Below are 14,229 nucleotides of genomic sequence, written 5' to 3'. Positions count from 1 at the left end.
CGAGCTCACCCCTTCTTGCCGCCGAGCACCAGAAGCAGCGCGCCCACCACGATGGCGCCGACGCCGGCCCAGACAGGGACGTTGACGGTCTGCTTCTCCTTCACGGACAACTCGATCGGCCCGAGTTTGACGGCCGTCGTGTCCTTGGTGTAGCTGAAGCCACCGTAGAGCAACCCGAGGATGCCTGCCACGATGAGCACCATTGCAACGATCTTCACGGGGTTCATCTCGCGTCCTCTCGACAGTCTGCGCACGCGGCGCGAACTGCATTCTGCGCCAGGAGGGCGGGCCCAAGGGAGGCGGACACCCGCTATCGGCGGGTGGTCCGCTTGTGCTGAAGCTCGGCGGCGCGTGCGGCCGTGAAGGCCGCAACGACATATTCACGCACGTTCTTCCTGAACAAGTCGTCCCCGTTCTCCAGCTTGATGTGGCGCCGCATCTTTCCCTCGCCTTCGAGCACCTTGTGCGGATCGGCCAGCTCGCTGCCGCGGCCGAACTCGAGAGAGACATGCCGCGAGTACGAAAAGATGCCGCAGAACGGAGGGCCTGCGGAGAACAGCAGGCCTGCGTACTTGACCTCCTCGGTCACGCTCGGATCGACGCTCAGCACGAGCCTTCTCAGCCGATCAACGAGTGCGTGACGGGCTTCATCGATGAGGCGAATGTCTTCCAGCAGGTGGAAGACGCGGTCGTTGGTCATGCAAGAAGCGGTTCAGGAGAGGGTGAGCGATGGGTTGTCGGGAACATCGTGCGCACGATCGGGCGAGGGGCCAGTATCGGCACGCCTCGACATGGAATTCACCTGGAGCTTTCGAACGACTGCATCCGCCAGGACAACGAGAGTGTAGGCAAGTTTCGGCACCGTGCGCCTGACCTGAGTTCTGTCACGGAGTCGCACGAAACGTCGTACGGTGGTGATCGAGAACCTGATTCGGCACTGAACGCGCCAGGGCTGGCTCGACATCAGAGTTGAAGTTTGACCGGGATCTACCGGAACGTGCGGGAGGTGCCTTCCGGATATTCGTGGAAATGAAGCCGCTTGATCCACGGCCAATTTCGGCAAGGCGACGCATCGTTGCAATGGCTGCGGCGCCAGCACTGCGATCGGTGTACTCACCCACGGACCAGGACGAACCGGCCAAAGTCTTGGTCACCCAAGAATCCATCCGGCCTTTTCAGTATTGGGTCAGCTCCTTGCGAAGCTGACTCTTTGAATTTGGCTCCCCGACCTGGGCTCGAACCAGGGATCTACGGATTAACAGTCGAACTGAGCGGCCATAACAAGCAGCGCCAAGTGGTTGTCGGTGCTGGGGAAAGTGGCGTTCCGGGGGCTTGAAGTTTGTGCCGCAAGTGGACCTTTTCGGGGTCGGATTTTGCAAGTCACGGCACAAATTCGGCACAGTCCGGTGGCGGGGTGACGGCACCATGCGTGCAGAAGTCGCCGGCCCGCGGACGCAGGTGAGCGAGCTTCACAGATCACCGAGGGCCTGCTTCTTCAACTGGGCGCCGCGCTTGGGCGTCAGCGCGCGGCCGGCGCCGGAGTTCAGGCCGTCTTCGACCAGTTCCCGCAGACGCTTCTTGGTTTGCTCTGCGGCCTTGCCTGGCATGGCGTCGCCCAGCGCGACGCCCTTCTTGAGCGCGCGCACCTGATTCAGGACGCTACGCCGCACCTGATCAGGGAGGATCGAGGTCAAGGGCGATGCCTGGCGCAGTTCCTGTGCGCGTCGCGTCCGGCCCAGGATCTTGCGCCACTGGCGGTCGCGCAGGATGCCTTGCCACTCTCGCCAAAGCGCGGCGGAGCGCGAGTTGCCGGCGGCGAGCCAGCGTTCCAGCGCCTGCTGGGCCAGCGCCAGTAGCGCCGGGTCGGCGCGGACCAGTTTCACCGCCTCTTCATGAAGCGCGAGGCTCTGCAGGTCCTGGACCTGGTGACGCGATTCGTCAGCCGAGACCTGCACCTGCACGACTGGTCGCGGCCTTCGGGACCGCGCTGCGGCGGTGCCGGCCGGCGCTGGCGTCAACGCATCGCTCGCCAGCAGCGCCAAGTCTCCGCACACCCCCAGGACCGACATCGCGCGGAGGTAGGTGCCGATCGACGGTCCGGGATCGCCTGCCTCGATGGCGCTCAACGTCGTTCGCGAGATGCCCACGCGCTTGGCCATTTCGACGGTGCTCAGGCCTTGCGCCTTGCGAAGGCGCCTGAGGCGGTCGCCGAGCTGCAGAAGCAGCTGGCCCTCCAGCACCGTCGAGCTGTCTAGGATTCTCATCTGTTCAAAATTATAGGCAAACGACCACGATGGTGTTCAATTTTCTGAACAGTTGGTCGATGCGCTCGTGGGGCGCCATAAGGGAGCGGTGTCTTCGCATCTTCTTGCGACCGGCAAGCTGGTGGCGAGGGCTTCGATGACCCGCTGGTGAACATTTCAGATGACGCCTGCGGCCTGCAAGCCGGAGCGCAGACGCGTAACGAGATCGTGGAAGTCGGCCGGGTCAAGGCGGTTCTTCTCGAGGAAGGCCTTCCACTGGGCCTGTTTGGCGGCATCGCCGACAAAAGCGTCGCTCAGACCCGCTGGTATGCCCGTGGGAAGCGCTGTCTGGCGCCGCTGGAACGTCGCATCGATCGCGCGGCGCAGGTCAGCCGGCTCGAAATCGCTTTCCTGCAGCAAGACGTCGAGGTCGAAGTAGTCCTTCATCCGCGTGTTGGCCATGCCCAGCAGGCAAATGGCATGAAGCTTCTCTGCAACGACGGTGTGCTTCGGATACGCCCGCAATCGTGGAGCCGGAAGGTCGGCAAGCAGCACGGGATAGCGAATGTCTTGAGGCCCGGGGGTCACCGCATCGCCGAAGCCGATGTCGATCTGCAGCGCGATGCGTGCGGCGGCCAGCGTGCCCGGGATGTTGATGCGCACGCCGCCGTAGCCCATCGACTTCCGGATCTCGGCGCCCCTGATCGCTGGCCCGTCGAACACGATGCCATCCTCGCTGGCGACGGCGCAGATCTCACGAAACGTCGCCACCAGCGTGTCGATGTCATTGGAGCCGAACGCCAGCAGGTCGGCATCGCGCGTCGGGCGATGCGGATGGTCGTACCAGAGCGAGAACAGCAGCGCGCCCTTCAGCAGGAAGCCGGGCGCATGTCGCGACACGGAGAGCCGGTACAGCAGGCGCTCCAGGCCGTAGCGGGTCAGTGTGAGGTTGAAGTCCTCGTTCGCAGCGTCGGCGTGCTGCTTCAGCCGGTCGCGTACCGAGGCGGCGAGGTTGCGCGTCATGCCGTGACGCTTTGGAGGTAGGGGCGCATCACGTTGGCCACCCGATCGATGGTCGCGTAGTGCCAGATGGCATCCATCGTCAGCTTGCGCTGCGACCAGCCGTCGCGCAGCGCTTCCAGTGCGACATCCAGGCCGATCTTGTTGCGGAACTTGAAGCAGTCGGCCACGGTCTTTGCGACGTTGAAGACCGGCACCTTGACGCCGTCGATCGTCATCGGCTCGATCCCTTCGGTCAGCGACGGTCCGGACATGCGGACGACCCGTACGGCCGGCTGATCCAGGCGCGGTGCCGGCGAGTGATGGGGGATGGCGATCCAGACCTCGAAGGGCGCCTGCGTGCCGATTTCGTGTACTCGCAGCGCGGACAGCAGGCACACCACGCCCTGCGGCACGCGCAGGCACACCTCTGCGAGCGAGCGGTGTTCGCTGAGCTGGCGTGCCGGAAGGCTGTAGACGCCGCGCGCGACTCGTTCGAGCTTGCCTGCGGCCACCAGGCGACTGAGGACGACAGTCGGAAGCGAGTGTTCGGTCAGGTCTCGGGCGCGCAGCAGGGGGCTGCACTTGGCGAGCTCGAGGACTGCGTGCTCCTGGGTGGCGGGGACGGGGCGCGAAGGCATGCCGCCATCTTGTTGTGATATCTATGCAAAAGTCAATAACTGAAGATGAATCGCAACACGTAGGAGTAGTCTCCTATGGGACGGCGCTGCTCTAATGGTGCACGCCGAACGGCGATGCTTGCCGCCGAAACACTTGGGAGGGGTCGCCCTTGGACTTGAAAGCGTTGCAGACCACGCTGCGCGAGTTCGCAGCGGAACGCGCATGGCAGCCCTTCCACACGCCGAAGAACCTGGCGATGGCCTTGATGGTGGAAGCAGCGGAGCTGGCCGAGATCTTCCAGTGGATGACGCCCGAGCAGTCGCAGGCGGCGGGTACGGACTCGATGACGCAGGAGCGGGTTGCGGACGAAGTGGCGGACGTCCTGCTCTACCTGCTCCAGATCGCCGATCGCACCGGCGTCGATCTGAAGCGGGCGGTGGGCCGCAAGCTCGTCAAGAACGCCAGGAAACATCCGCCCGTGCGGCCCGGTCTTCCGTCAGGCTCATCGGGTCCGGCCCGGGTCGAGACCCATGTGCTCGTCGATTGGGAGAACGTGCGCCCGAACGACACCGATGTTCGAATTCTGGTGCCGGACGTGACCGATGTCTGGCTCTTCCATGGGCCGGACCAGAAGGCGGTGGGCGCACGGCACGCGTCATTCGGCGACAAGCTGACGTTGGTGAAGACCTCGCGTGCTGGAAAGAACTCGCTCGACATGCACCTGTCGTTCTACATGGGCCACATCGCCGCGCGCCACCCTGAAGCGCGTTTCGTGGTGGTCTCCAACGACCAAGACTACTTGCCGATGCTGGAGCACGCCGCCGAACTGGGCTATGCGGCGCGACTGATCGGGTTTGATGCTGCTGCTGCCAAAGCGACGACCAAGAGCAGCCCGGCGAAGAAGGCCGGGCCTGCGGCCAAGAAGGTGGCGGCCAAGAAGACGCCGGCGAAGACCGCCGCCCCGAAGCCGAAACCGGATCCCGCAAGCAAGGCCGTGCCGGTGCCCGCGAAAGAGCCGGCGAAGAAGGCGGCTGCGGCGAAGAAGTCGACAGCGAAGAAGAAACTTGCCGCCGGCCAGACGACGGCGCCGGCGGGTTTCGATTCGACGCGAATCGATGGCGGCAGCGTGCCCGACCTGAACAAGGCGGTGAACCACGTCATCGCCAGCCTGAAGAAAACGACCAGCAGGCCGACGAAGCAGGCGAAGCTGCTGTCCACCGTGAAGTCGCTGCTCGGGCCGACCGGGAACGAGCAGTTGCTGAACTCGGTGCTGGCGCAGTTGTTTGCCGGCGGCAAGGTCTCCATCAATGCGTCGGGCGCGGTGGCATATGCGCTCTGACACATGCAGGCGAGCGCCCAGTCGAACTTCGACTCACCCCAGCCTGAACAGCGCCTTCAACTCCTCAGGCGGCAATTGCCCGACCCACGTCTCCCCACTGCCCACCGTCATCTCCACCAACTCGCGCTTGCTGCGGATCATCTCGTTGATGCGCTCCTCGAAGGTGCCGCGGGTGATGAAGCGGTGGACCTGCACCTTGCGCTGCTGTCCGATGCGGTAGGCGCGATCGGTCGCCTGCGCCTCGACGGCCGGGTTCCACCACAGGTCGAAGTGCACGACGTGGCTGGCGGCGGTGAGGTTCAGGCCCGTGCCACCAGCCTTCAGCGAGAGCAGGAACACGCGCTCGGCACGCTCGCCCTGGAAGCGCTCGACCATCTGGTCGCGGCGCGCGCGCGTGACGCCGCCGTGCAGGAACAGCGGTTCGTGGCCGTGGCGTTCGCGCAGCATGCGCTGCAGCAGCTCGCCCATCTCGCGGAACTGCGTGAAGACCAGCACCTTGTCCTGCGCCGCGTGGATCTCCTCCAGCAGGTCGAGCAGCCGCTGGGCCTTGCCGGATTCGTCCGGGTCGGCCGCGCCCTGCTTCAGGTAGTGCGCCGGGTGGTTGCACACCTGCTTGAGCGCCAGGATCATCTGCAGCACCAGGCCCTGGCGCTGGAAGGTGTCGGACTCGCCGGCGATGCTCTTCAGGCCTTCCTTCACCACCGATTCGTACAGCGCCGCCTGCTGGCGGCTCAGCGAGCAGAACTGGTCCTGCTCCACCTTGTCCGGCAGGTCGCTGATGATCGACTTGTCGGACTTCAGGCGTCGCAGCACGAAGGGCGCCATGACCTTGCGCAGCCGCTCGGCCGCCGCGGCGTCGCGATGGGTCTGGATCGGCGTGGCGTACTCGCGCGCAAAGTGCGTGGGCCCGCCCAGGTAGCCGCGCTGCGCGAAGTCCATGATCGACCAGTATTCCGAGAGCCGGTTCTCCACCGGCGTGCCGCTCATGGCCACGTAGCCATTGGCCGTTATTGCTTTGACGGCGCGCGACTGCGCGGCGCCCGCGTTCTTGATGTTCTGCGCCTCGTCGATGACCACCAGGCGCCAGCTCATCGCCTTGAGCAGCGCCGACTCGCTGCGCACCACGCCATAAGTCGTCAGCAGCACGTCGGGCCGCAGCTTGGACAGCTCGCGCTTCGCGCCATGGAACACCTCGACGCGCAATCCCGGCGCGAAGCGCTCGGCCTCCTTCTGCCAGTTGGTCAGCAGGCTGGTCGGAACGATGACCAGCGCCCGCGCATCGTCCAGCGCGCCGTCTTCCTTCAGCCGTTGCAGCAGCGCAATCACCTGCAGCGTCTTGCCCAGGCCCATGTCGTCGGCGATGACGCTGCCGAGACCGAGCCGGGCATTGCGCCACAGCCACGCGTAGCCGCGCTGCTGATAGGGCCGCAGCGTGGCGCGCAGTCCGGCCGGCAGCGGCACGTCGGCGCTGCGGGTCAGCTGCTCGACGAGCTTCTCGGCCGCCTTGTTCAGGCCGATCGGCGCGCCGTCGACTTCGCCGGCCAGCGCCGTGCGCAGCAGCTCGGATCCCGGCAGCGTGGCCGGCTTGGCCAGGCGCGCGCGCAGCTGCGCCATCTCGGCCGGATCGAGGTAGACGTACTGGCCGCGGAAACGCACCACGCCTTGCGCCTTGCCGAGCAGGCGTTCGAACTCGGCCGGCGTGATGCGCTCGTCGCCGAGCGATACCCTCCAGTCGAAGGAGAACACGTCATCGGCGCTCAGGAACGCCGTCGCGCTGGCGCTCCTGGCCTTGATCTGCATCGACAGGCGCGGCCGCAGCAGGCGCTCCAGCGCCCGCGGCAGCAGCGCGCGGATGCCCATCAGGCGCAATGCGGGCAGCGTCTCGAAGAGCAGCGCCGGCAACTCCTGCGGGCCCAGCTGCAGCGGTTTGCGCGCACCGGATCGCACGTACTCGTGCAGCGGCGGATGGAACTCGGCCAGCATCGCGACCGTCTGCAGCACGGCCATGCGGCTCGAGCCCCAGGCCGGCGCCGAGAGGACCTTGGCCAATGGCGTGGGGGTGTGCAGCGCCGATGCATCGTCGGCCACGGCAATCGACAGTGCGAAGGCCGATCCGCTGTCGTCGTCCTCGATGCGCAGGACTGGCGTGTGCGCCTGGCGCGCCAGGTGCAGCCGGGCCAGCCACGCATGGATGCTGCCGCCGACGGCACCTTCGCCGGGGCCATCGAAGCGGGCACGACCGCCGGCGAAGAAGAGCGACAGCAGCTTGTCTCCGGGCGGCTTCTCCGTGGATGCTGCGTTGGCGGACCAGACGAAGTGGTCGAGCAGGGCGGACAGCACGATGCGCGCCTGTTGCGAAGGCTCGAGCGGCTCGGTCTTGCGTCCGCGGCGGCGCATCACCAGTTGCGGCGGCAGGGCGGATGCCGCATGCGCCAGCATGCCGTGCACGATGGCGTCCAGCTCGGCAGCGCACCAGCGCATGCCCAGCGTGTTGCCCTCGACCGTGAAGACCTGGGGCACGACGGCACCCTTGGCCAGCAGGTGCAAGGCCATGAGCCGCAGCGTGTGCAAGGCGGCCAGGTGCTCGGATACGTCGCCCAGGCGCGCCGGTGCGATGCCGGCGACGATCTCGAGCAACTCGGGCCAGGCCTGCGGCGAGCGGCCGGGGTGCTCGACGCCGCTGATCGCGAGAGCGCCCTGCTCGTCGACGATCAATTGCAAGCGCCCTTCGGGCAGGGCAGTGCCGTCGTCGTCGGCAGGCGGCGCGGCGGCCTCCATCACCTGCCGCGCATGCCGCGCGATACGCGCCATCACGCGGCGCGCGAGCTCGCGGAAGTCGCCGCTGCGGAAGAACACCGGCTGGGCCGGCAGCACCTGCCACAGTGGTTCGCGCAGGTCGGGAATGGTGGTGAAGTCGAGTCGGTCCAGTGCCGGCACGCCGGGGACCCCGATCGCTGGCTTTGCCGTGCTCGGAGCGTCCTCGAAATACGCCTGCACCAGGCTCGGCAAGCCTGCCGCCGCATCGGCGCCGATGTGCACGCCCTGCGCCTGCAGCAGCACGGGAAGGTCCAGTCCGCGCAGCCGGAACACGAGGAACGGATCGCCGTCGATCTCCTGGCTGAGCAGGTAGATCACCGCGGCCAGGTGCTTGCACGGCACGGCCCAGTCGGGGCACGAGCAGTGCATCTTCAGGTCGCTCCAGCGCGAGGGGAACACGGGAATGTCCAGGCGCCGGGCCTCCTGCAGCACGGCAGGATCGAGCTCGCGATTGAGCAGTCGCGCAATCAGGCCGGCATCGGCCGCCAGGCGCTTCACCAGCCGCGCGGCGTCGGCCTTGGAGACCGCGGGGATCTGGACCTCGACCTCGTAGGGTCGCGGCCGCGAGCCCTGCACGTGGGCACGTACGCGACCTTCTTCCACCTCGAGGCCGAGCACCGCGCCGCGGTTGGCGTAGCTGCGCCCACGCGGCAGGCGGTTCTCGTGGTCGATCTGCGTCAGCGCCTGCAGCCACTGCGCGCCCCACCACGTGCGGCCGTAGGCGGTGCGGCTCACCGGTGAAGTTCCTGCTGCGGGTCGGGTGAAACGAGTGAAAGCCAATTTCTCATTGCCTGGGAGTGGTTTCAGCGGGTCACTTCTTCTTCGCAAGGGTGGCGAGCGGAAGCACAAGGGTCAGTGGTTTGCGGCTGAAATTGACAAACCCGTGGTGCCTGTAGAACGCGGCGGCCGTCTCGTCCTTGGCATCGACAACCAATGCGAAGACGCCGAGGCCTGAATCCATCGCGCGCGACCCCGCATCCCACAGGAGCGCTGCGCCGAGCTGGCGCTTCTGGAACGCCAGGCTTACCGCGAGGCGCCCGACGCGGGCCACGGGGACAAGGGGATAGCGCGGCAGCTTCCTGACCAGGTCTTCGGACAGGTCCGTGAGCGGAACGCTGCCGGCGGCCAGGGTGTAGTACCCGGCGATGGCACTCGTCTTCTCGTCTATGGCGACGTAGCACACGCTGGTGCGGCGTCGCATGTCTTGCGACGCTTGTTCGCGCAGATACCTGTCGAGCGGATCGCTGCCGCAGACGAAGCCCGCGCGATCATGTTCCGGCGCAAGCGCCTCGATGCGGAACTGACCGCTCACCGCGACGACGAGATCAGCTTCTTGTGAGCCTTCGCTGCGCGCGCCATCGCAGGAGCGGGCGCAGGAGGATCAAGCAACAACGCGGCGAAACGCTGCTGCTCTTCAATCGACAGGCGGATGATCTGCGTCTGCTCGATCGTGCGACGCGCAGCCTCCTGAGCGGCGCCGACGAGGAAGTCGCTGAGGCTTCGTCCTTCGATCTCGGCGGCGCGCTTGAGTACGGCCAGCACGTCAGGCGCGATGCGGGCCTCGATGCGCTGCGTTCGGGGGGTCTCGGTCGTCATGGCAAACTCTCCCTTCTGGAAATGTACGGTATTTGACCGTACAGGTCAGGCTTGCGTGCACATTTTCTGTAGCTCCGGTGTCGAATCAGTCAGACGGCGCCTGGTGGCGTGTCGCGGAAGAAGGAAGGCGGGAGCATGGCCGGCTCGAGCATCTCGATGCTGCGCTGTTCGACACCGCGTTCGGTGAAGAACTCCCGCCAGCCGCGGACGACGGCGAGCATCCCGTCAATCATCGCCTGGGCCTCTTCCTTCGAGAGCCCGAACGCATCGCAGTGCGACAGGATGTTGTAGAGACTCGCGGCTCGACCGAAGCGGCCGACCTCGAGAGCCAAGTCCCGCCGCTCGACCGAGACCATGGGGACGGGCAGGATGTCGTACGCGGGTGATAGCCGCCAGCCACCTCTGGTCTGCAAGAGCGCATGGTTGCGCGGATGGTCGTCGTTGTTGGTGACCATGGCGTTGAACACCATGCGGAGGAACAATTCGCGACGGTCATCGTTGCTCTTGACGGACCAGCGCCGAAGTTCATCCGCCAGCAGCGGGTACGACCAGCGCTCGCGACCGAGGTAGCCATCTTCAGCGTCAATCACCGTCAGACCCGAGACAAGCCCGTAGCGCCAGTAGGCGTTGGCGTCCGGATTCCATTCGCGGTCGAAGCGGTCGAGCATCAGCGCGTCGCGGTTCGCGACGCGCTCGAGGCGGGTTCCGCAGACGCGAAGGCCGCTGGCGCGGGCCAACTCGAGTGTCGCGTACTCGATGCGCTGCATGTTGTGCCGGTCGGCCTTCTCAGGCAGCTTGGCCAGCCAGACTCTGTGGTCGTCCTCGACCGTCACTTTGGGTCTTGCACCACCCATGCTCGTGCCGGGTTCGAGTTCCTCGAGTATCTCGTGTGGAAGCCGTCCGTCTTCTTCCAGCTTCTCGGCTGCTTCGATGAGGGCAGGCAACTGATGCGTGCGATTGAAGGGTCGCCGCGGAGCGGGCGGAGTTGCGGTTCTTCCGAAGCTCAGGTTGCCAGCGCCATCGTCCGGCCCGTTGAGCAGGTACTCCACTTCCTGGATGTCGCCTTCGGGCCGCTGCAGCTTGGCCTGAATGACTCGACGGCCCCAAGCGTCCGCGCTCGCGTCACGAACGGCGCCGGGAATGCCCTTGAGCTTCGTGAACCTCTGAGGACGCGTCGACAAGGGTAGGTGGAACGGGTCCAAGGCCACCACCTCAGGCCGTTCGAGATAGCGCTTGCCGTACGTGAAGGTGCCTTCGAAGGCGCCTGCGCCGACGAGACGAACCTTGAGCGACGCGCAGGGCACCGTTTCCATCGTCCCAGGGAGCTGGATGTAGACGTAGCAGGCTTGTTCGTCGTTGGCCATGGGTCAGAAGTCGTTGTCGCTGTCGAGCGGGTTGCGCACGCGCTTCGGCCTGCGGGCAGCCTCGAGAATCCTGCCGTGCTCGTCGGCATCGGGGTCGGCAAGCGCAGCCGCCGTGCTGAGCAGGCCGAGCTTCCAGAGCACGGTAAAGGCCGTGGCGACGGTTGCGCCTGATGCGCCTTTCTCGAGGGCGTACAGGGTCTTGCGGGTGATGCCGCAGGCTTGAGCGAGTTCTTCTTGGGTCATGTGACGGCGGACGCGGGCGAGCCGGACGTTCTCGCCGAACCTCTGCGCTGCCGTCGTGACTTCCAGCGGAAGGGTCGTCTCGGTTGTCATCTGCTACCCATAAAACTACTTTGTGAGTAGCAGTTTACCCATTCAAATCGACTGAAGTCAATGGCCGCGACTTTCATGATGGGTAGATTGGTACCCATATCCTTGGATAGTGGGTAGCAAATTGCTCGTGCGCGCGAACACGCGCCAAAGACCAACCGCCCGGAGGCGGGCCGAGGACTTGGCGGCCGCGCTCGACGGCAGCGAGCACAAGTTCATCGTGCGGAGCCGGTCCATGCCCGCGCGCGTCGGGCACTCGCTGCACCTGCTGCACGTCGACGGCACGCCCGTCGGCCTCTACAACCTGGAGACCGGCAAGCGCGAGAACCTTCACCCGCGCCGACCCGGCGCTGCTGTTCCGCGACATCGACGGCTTCGTGTGGCCCGCCGGATGCTTCCTGGCCGCCGTGTTCGCGATGGCTGGCATGCCGCTCGGCACGATGGCCGTCGTCGCGCTGCTGGTGCTGTACTACCCGCTGATCGTGTCGGCGCGATACACCAGCCGGCGGTCGCTGCAGGGCCAGGTGGATGCGGAGCTCGACCAGATCCAGGCCGACCACGTGATCCGCCCGTTCCGGCGCCAGCAATGATGGCCTGCCCGTGCTGCCGCCGTGGTCCGGCCACGGCGGGACCACGGCGGCCGCTTCACGGCGGCTGGCATGTCGAGTACCGTCGCGCCAAAGCAGGCGGACATCGCGCCGCTCTGCTACACGCACCAGCGTGGCGTTAGCGGTCGTGACCCGCACTCGAGCCGGAAGTATCGAGTGACCTGGTCCACCCAGGCGTGAATCGCGCCCTGCCAACACAGGCAGGACCATCGAGCCACAGGCGCCGCGGCGCCTGCACATGAGCCTTTGACACCCTTCGGTCGAGACACCCGATGGGGCCGCCGTCCTCTTGATGTCTCTGGCTGCCGTGCGATCCTGATCTCACCTCGGCGGCGATGAAGCAGATCAATCCCGACCCGACTGCCCGCCAGCCCGGAGCCAAGGACATGACTGCCGTTCAACCCCTTTTCTTCGACCTGCGCCAGGTGGCCACGATGCTGGGCATCAACTACTGCACCGCCTGGGACCTGGTCACCACCGGCCGCATCAGCGCGATGCAGATCGGCCGCCGCTGGAAGGTGACGCAGGCCTCGATCGACGCCTTCATCGAGCAAGGCACCGCGGCTGCCCAGCAGAAGGCGCAGCGCAACCAACAACTTCGCGAGTACATCGGAGGTGCAACAACATGGCCATCCGCAAACGCGGCACGACCTGGTGGATCGACATCACGACGCCAGGTGGACATCGAGTTAGACAATCAGCTGAGACAACTGACCGCAAGGCGGCCCAGGAGCTGCACGACCGGCTGAAGAACGACCTGTGGCGCCAGGTCAAGCTGGGCGACAAGCCCAAGCACACCTGGGAAGACGCGGCGCTGCGCTGGCTGAACGAGCAGGCGCACAAGGCCTCGATCCGCGACGACGCGAAGAAGATCGAGCTCCTCACGCCGTTCTTTCGCCGCCTGCCGCTGACCGAGCTGACGTGGGACCGCATGCAGTCCGTCGTCGAAGGGCAGGAGGGCGACAAGGCGCCGGCGACGCGCAACCGCTACTACCAACTGCTGCGCTCCATCCTGCGCCGCGCGATGCGGGAGTGGAACTGGATCGACACCGTGCCGACGATCCGGCTGCACCGCGAGCCGGAGGGCAGGGTGCGCTACCTGACGCCGCGCGAAATCGACACCTTGCTGCGCAACCTGCCCGAGCACCTGCGCGTGCTGACCCGGTTCACCTTCGCCACCGGCCTGCGGCGCGCCAACGTGCCGGAGCTGAAGTGGAGCCAGATCGACATGCCGCGGCAGATGATGACGGTGGCTGCACGCGACATCAAGAGCCGCAAGACGCTGGGCATCCCGCTGAATGCGACGGCGATGGAAATCCTGGGCGCGCAGATCGGTAAGCACGCCGAGTACGTCTTCGTCTACAAGGGCCAGCCGCTGAACGCCACGGTGAACACGGCTTGGCGCAACGCGCTGTAGAAGTCGGGCATCGAGGACTTCCGGTTCCACGACACGCGGCATACGTGGGCCAGCCTGCTGATCCAGAACGGCGTGCCGAAGGGGATGATCAAGGAGATGGGTGGGTGGAAGTCGGACTCGATGGTGGAGAGGTATGCGCATCTGGCGCCGGAGCATTTGGCGAGGCATGCGGCGGTGCTGGACGAGATTCTCCAGTCCCATGGGAGAGATGCTGGGCCTAGCCGTGGTGCCGGTCCGGAAGGGAGGGCGTCTTGAGGCGAAGGAACCTTAATCGTCGAGTTCTCGGATCGCGGCTCGCGAATCGGAGCTGTCGGAAGCCTATGCAAGCGGACGCTCGGCTGAGGCCGCGCGAGATTACTACTGTGCACGTGAGGCGATGGATGGCAACATCGGTACAGATTTGGCCACGGCTGGCTTACGTTGATTGCTGTTGGAGGCCTCGCATGTCGCTCGTCACCGAACTCGTGCCTGGCTTGGTGTTGCACCTCGATCCGAAGGTGCTTCAGCAGGCTGGCGGTCAAACCACAGTGCCCGGCGCTGTAAAGGTGCAAGACAAGCACTTCTTTGCGTGCCTCTCCGAGGACAAGGGGACTTGGCGCTTGATGCCTTGCTACACCTCGATCGGACCGGAGCGCCTACCCATCGAGGAAAAGTACAAGATCGGACACCACAAATGGAAGTCGGGAACCAGCTACTTTCATCCCAAGCAAGTGTGGACTGTGTCCGCTGCAGCGATCGAAGCGGCGGCATTGGCTGGAGGCGACATGAGTAGACCTGGGGCGCGGAACTGGATCGACATAGCAAACACACCAGATTTGCCTTGAACGGCCATGCGCATTGCCTGAGCGAGCGAGGCCCCCCTGCAGTCAACGCCACCCGCACCAGCAGGCGCTTT

General features: G+C 65.7%; 13 protein-coding genes and 3 pseudogenes. 6 read left to right on the top strand and 10 right to left on the bottom strand.

Features of this window, described 5'->3' with window-relative positions; genetic code table 11:
* Positions 1-5: 5 nt before the first annotated feature.
* From HLB44_RS18600 to HLB44_RS18580, 5 genes and pseudogenes are all read right to left on the bottom strand, one after another.
* Positions 6-227, bottom strand: coding sequence for a hypothetical protein (locus HLB44_RS18600; protein WP_173125244.1), 222 nt, complete (start codon positions 225-227; stop codon positions 6-8).
* 83 nt (positions 228-310) lie between these two features.
* A complete protein-coding gene (locus tag HLB44_RS18595) occupies positions 311-700 on the bottom strand; it encodes a DUF1801 domain-containing protein (RefSeq protein WP_173125242.1) in 390 nt (129 codons plus the stop codon).
* An 889-nt stretch (positions 701-1,589) separates the two neighbouring features.
* Positions 1,590-2,264 (bottom strand): annotated as a pseudogene (locus HLB44_RS18590) (helix-turn-helix transcriptional regulator); the annotation flags it as partial.
* Positions 2,265-2,420: 156 nt separating this feature from the next.
* Positions 2,421-3,266 carry a nucleotidyl transferase AbiEii/AbiGii toxin family protein gene (locus HLB44_RS18585; protein ID WP_173125238.1) on the bottom strand — a complete coding sequence of 282 codons (846 nt, stop codon included), beginning with the start codon at positions 3,264-3,266 and terminating at the stop codon, positions 2,421-2,423.
* The gene (locus HLB44_RS18580) at positions 3,263-3,883 is read right to left on the bottom strand and encodes a type IV toxin-antitoxin system AbiEi family antitoxin domain-containing protein (RefSeq protein WP_173125236.1); all 621 of its coding nucleotides are present in this window, start codon (positions 3,881-3,883) and stop codon (positions 3,263-3,265) included. Before HLB44_RS18580 ends, HLB44_RS18585 begins: the two co-directional genes overlap by 4 nt.
* Positions 3,884-4,032: 149 nt before the next feature.
* Here HLB44_RS18580 and HLB44_RS37330 point away from each other — a divergent pair.
* Positions 4,033-4,338, top strand: a pseudogene (locus HLB44_RS37330) (nucleotide pyrophosphohydrolase); the annotation flags it as partial.
* A 3-nt stretch (positions 4,339-4,341) separates the two neighbouring features.
* Positions 4,342-5,202 (top strand): PIN domain-containing protein, encoded by an 861-nt coding sequence (locus tag HLB44_RS37905; protein WP_343051404.1) that lies wholly within the window; start codon positions 4,342-4,344, stop codon positions 5,200-5,202.
* 33 nt (positions 5,203-5,235) lie between these two features.
* On the opposite strand, the gene HLB44_RS38195 is transcribed toward HLB44_RS37905, so the two are convergent.
* The 5 genes from HLB44_RS38195 to HLB44_RS18550 form a co-directional block, all read right to left on the bottom strand.
* Positions 5,236-8,754 (bottom strand): SNF2-related protein, encoded by a 3,519-nt coding sequence (locus HLB44_RS38195; protein ID WP_173125233.1) that lies wholly within the window; start codon positions 8,752-8,754, stop codon positions 5,236-5,238.
* A 76-nt stretch (positions 8,755-8,830) separates the two neighbouring features.
* A complete protein-coding gene (locus HLB44_RS18565; RefSeq protein WP_173125232.1) occupies positions 8,831-9,331 on the bottom strand; it encodes a GNAT family N-acetyltransferase in 501 nt (166 codons plus the stop codon).
* Complete coding sequence (locus HLB44_RS18560; protein ID WP_173125231.1) at positions 9,328-9,615, bottom strand: type II toxin-antitoxin system TacA family antitoxin; 288 nt, start codon at positions 9,613-9,615, stop codon at positions 9,328-9,330. Before HLB44_RS18560 ends, HLB44_RS18565 begins: the two co-directional genes overlap by 4 nt.
* An 89-nt stretch (positions 9,616-9,704) precedes the next feature.
* Positions 9,705-10,979: a type II toxin-antitoxin system HipA family toxin gene (locus HLB44_RS18555; protein WP_173125230.1), complete on the bottom strand. Its 1,275-nt coding sequence runs from the start codon at positions 10,977-10,979 to the stop codon at positions 9,705-9,707.
* 3 nt (positions 10,980-10,982) lie between these two features.
* A complete protein-coding gene (locus HLB44_RS18550) occupies positions 10,983-11,312 on the bottom strand; it encodes a helix-turn-helix transcriptional regulator (protein ID WP_173125229.1) in 330 nt (109 codons plus the stop codon).
* A 374-nt stretch (positions 11,313-11,686) separates the two neighbouring features.
* On the opposite strand from HLB44_RS18550, the gene HLB44_RS18545 reads away from it, so the two are divergent.
* From HLB44_RS18545 to HLB44_RS18535, 4 genes and pseudogenes are all read left to right on the top strand, one after another.
* The gene (locus tag HLB44_RS18545; protein WP_173125228.1) at positions 11,687-11,899 is read left to right on the top strand and encodes a hypothetical protein; all 213 of its coding nucleotides are present in this window, start codon (positions 11,687-11,689) and stop codon (positions 11,897-11,899) included.
* Between the two features lie 353 nt (positions 11,900-12,252).
* Complete coding sequence (locus tag HLB44_RS37310; RefSeq protein ID WP_246312324.1) at positions 12,253-12,666, top strand: helix-turn-helix domain-containing protein; 414 nt, start codon at positions 12,253-12,255, stop codon at positions 12,664-12,666.
* A 182-nt stretch (positions 12,667-12,848) separates the two neighbouring features.
* A pseudogene (locus HLB44_RS37305) lies at positions 12,849-13,589 on the top strand (tyrosine-type recombinase/integrase).
* 188 nt (positions 13,590-13,777) lie between these two features.
* Positions 13,778-14,158: a hypothetical protein gene (locus HLB44_RS18535; protein ID WP_173125227.1), complete on the top strand. Its 381-nt coding sequence runs from the start codon at positions 13,778-13,780 to the stop codon at positions 14,156-14,158.
* Positions 14,159-14,229: the final 71 nt, after the last annotated feature.

This window comes from Pseudaquabacterium terrae (genome assembly GCF_013266755.1).
In the GTDB taxonomy this organism is placed as follows: domain Bacteria; phylum Pseudomonadota; class Gammaproteobacteria; order Burkholderiales; family Burkholderiaceae_C; genus Pseudaquabacterium; species Pseudaquabacterium terrae.
Note: the sequence above shows the minus strand (reverse complement) of the source record. Positions and strands in the feature narration are given on the sequence as shown.

What these genes read in the sequence shown, in the direction of transcription:
- HLB44_RS18600 (WP_173125244.1), bottom strand. Translation starts at nt 227, where the DNA reads ATGAACCCCGTGAAGATCGTTGCAATGGTGCTCATCGTGGCAGGCATC.
- HLB44_RS18595 (WP_173125242.1), bottom strand. Translation starts at nt 700, where the DNA reads ATGACCAACGACCGCGTCTTCCACCTGCTGGAAGACATTCGCCTCATC.
- HLB44_RS18585 (WP_173125238.1), bottom strand. Translation starts at nt 3,266, where the DNA reads ATGACGCGCAACCTCGCCGCCTCGGTACGCGACCGGCTGAAGCAGCAC.
- HLB44_RS18580 (WP_173125236.1), bottom strand. Translation starts at nt 3,883, where the DNA reads ATGCCTTCGCGCCCCGTCCCCGCCACCCAGGAGCACGCAGTCCTCGAG.
- HLB44_RS18560 (WP_173125231.1), bottom strand. Translation starts at nt 9,615, where the DNA reads ATGACGACCGAGACCCCCCGAACGCAGCGCATCGAGGCCCGCATCGCG.
- HLB44_RS18555 (WP_173125230.1), bottom strand. Translation starts at nt 10,979, where the DNA reads ATGGCCAACGACGAACAAGCCTGCTACGTCTACATCCAGCTCCCTGGG.
- HLB44_RS18550 (WP_173125229.1), bottom strand. Translation starts at nt 11,312, where the DNA reads ATGACAACCGAGACGACCCTTCCGCTGGAAGTCACGACGGCAGCGCAG.
- HLB44_RS37310 (WP_246312324.1), top strand. Translation starts at nt 12,253, where the DNA reads ATGAAGCAGATCAATCCCGACCCGACTGCCCGCCAGCCCGGAGCCAAG.
- HLB44_RS18535 (WP_173125227.1), top strand. Translation starts at nt 13,778, where the DNA reads ATGTCGCTCGTCACCGAACTCGTGCCTGGCTTGGTGTTGCACCTCGAT.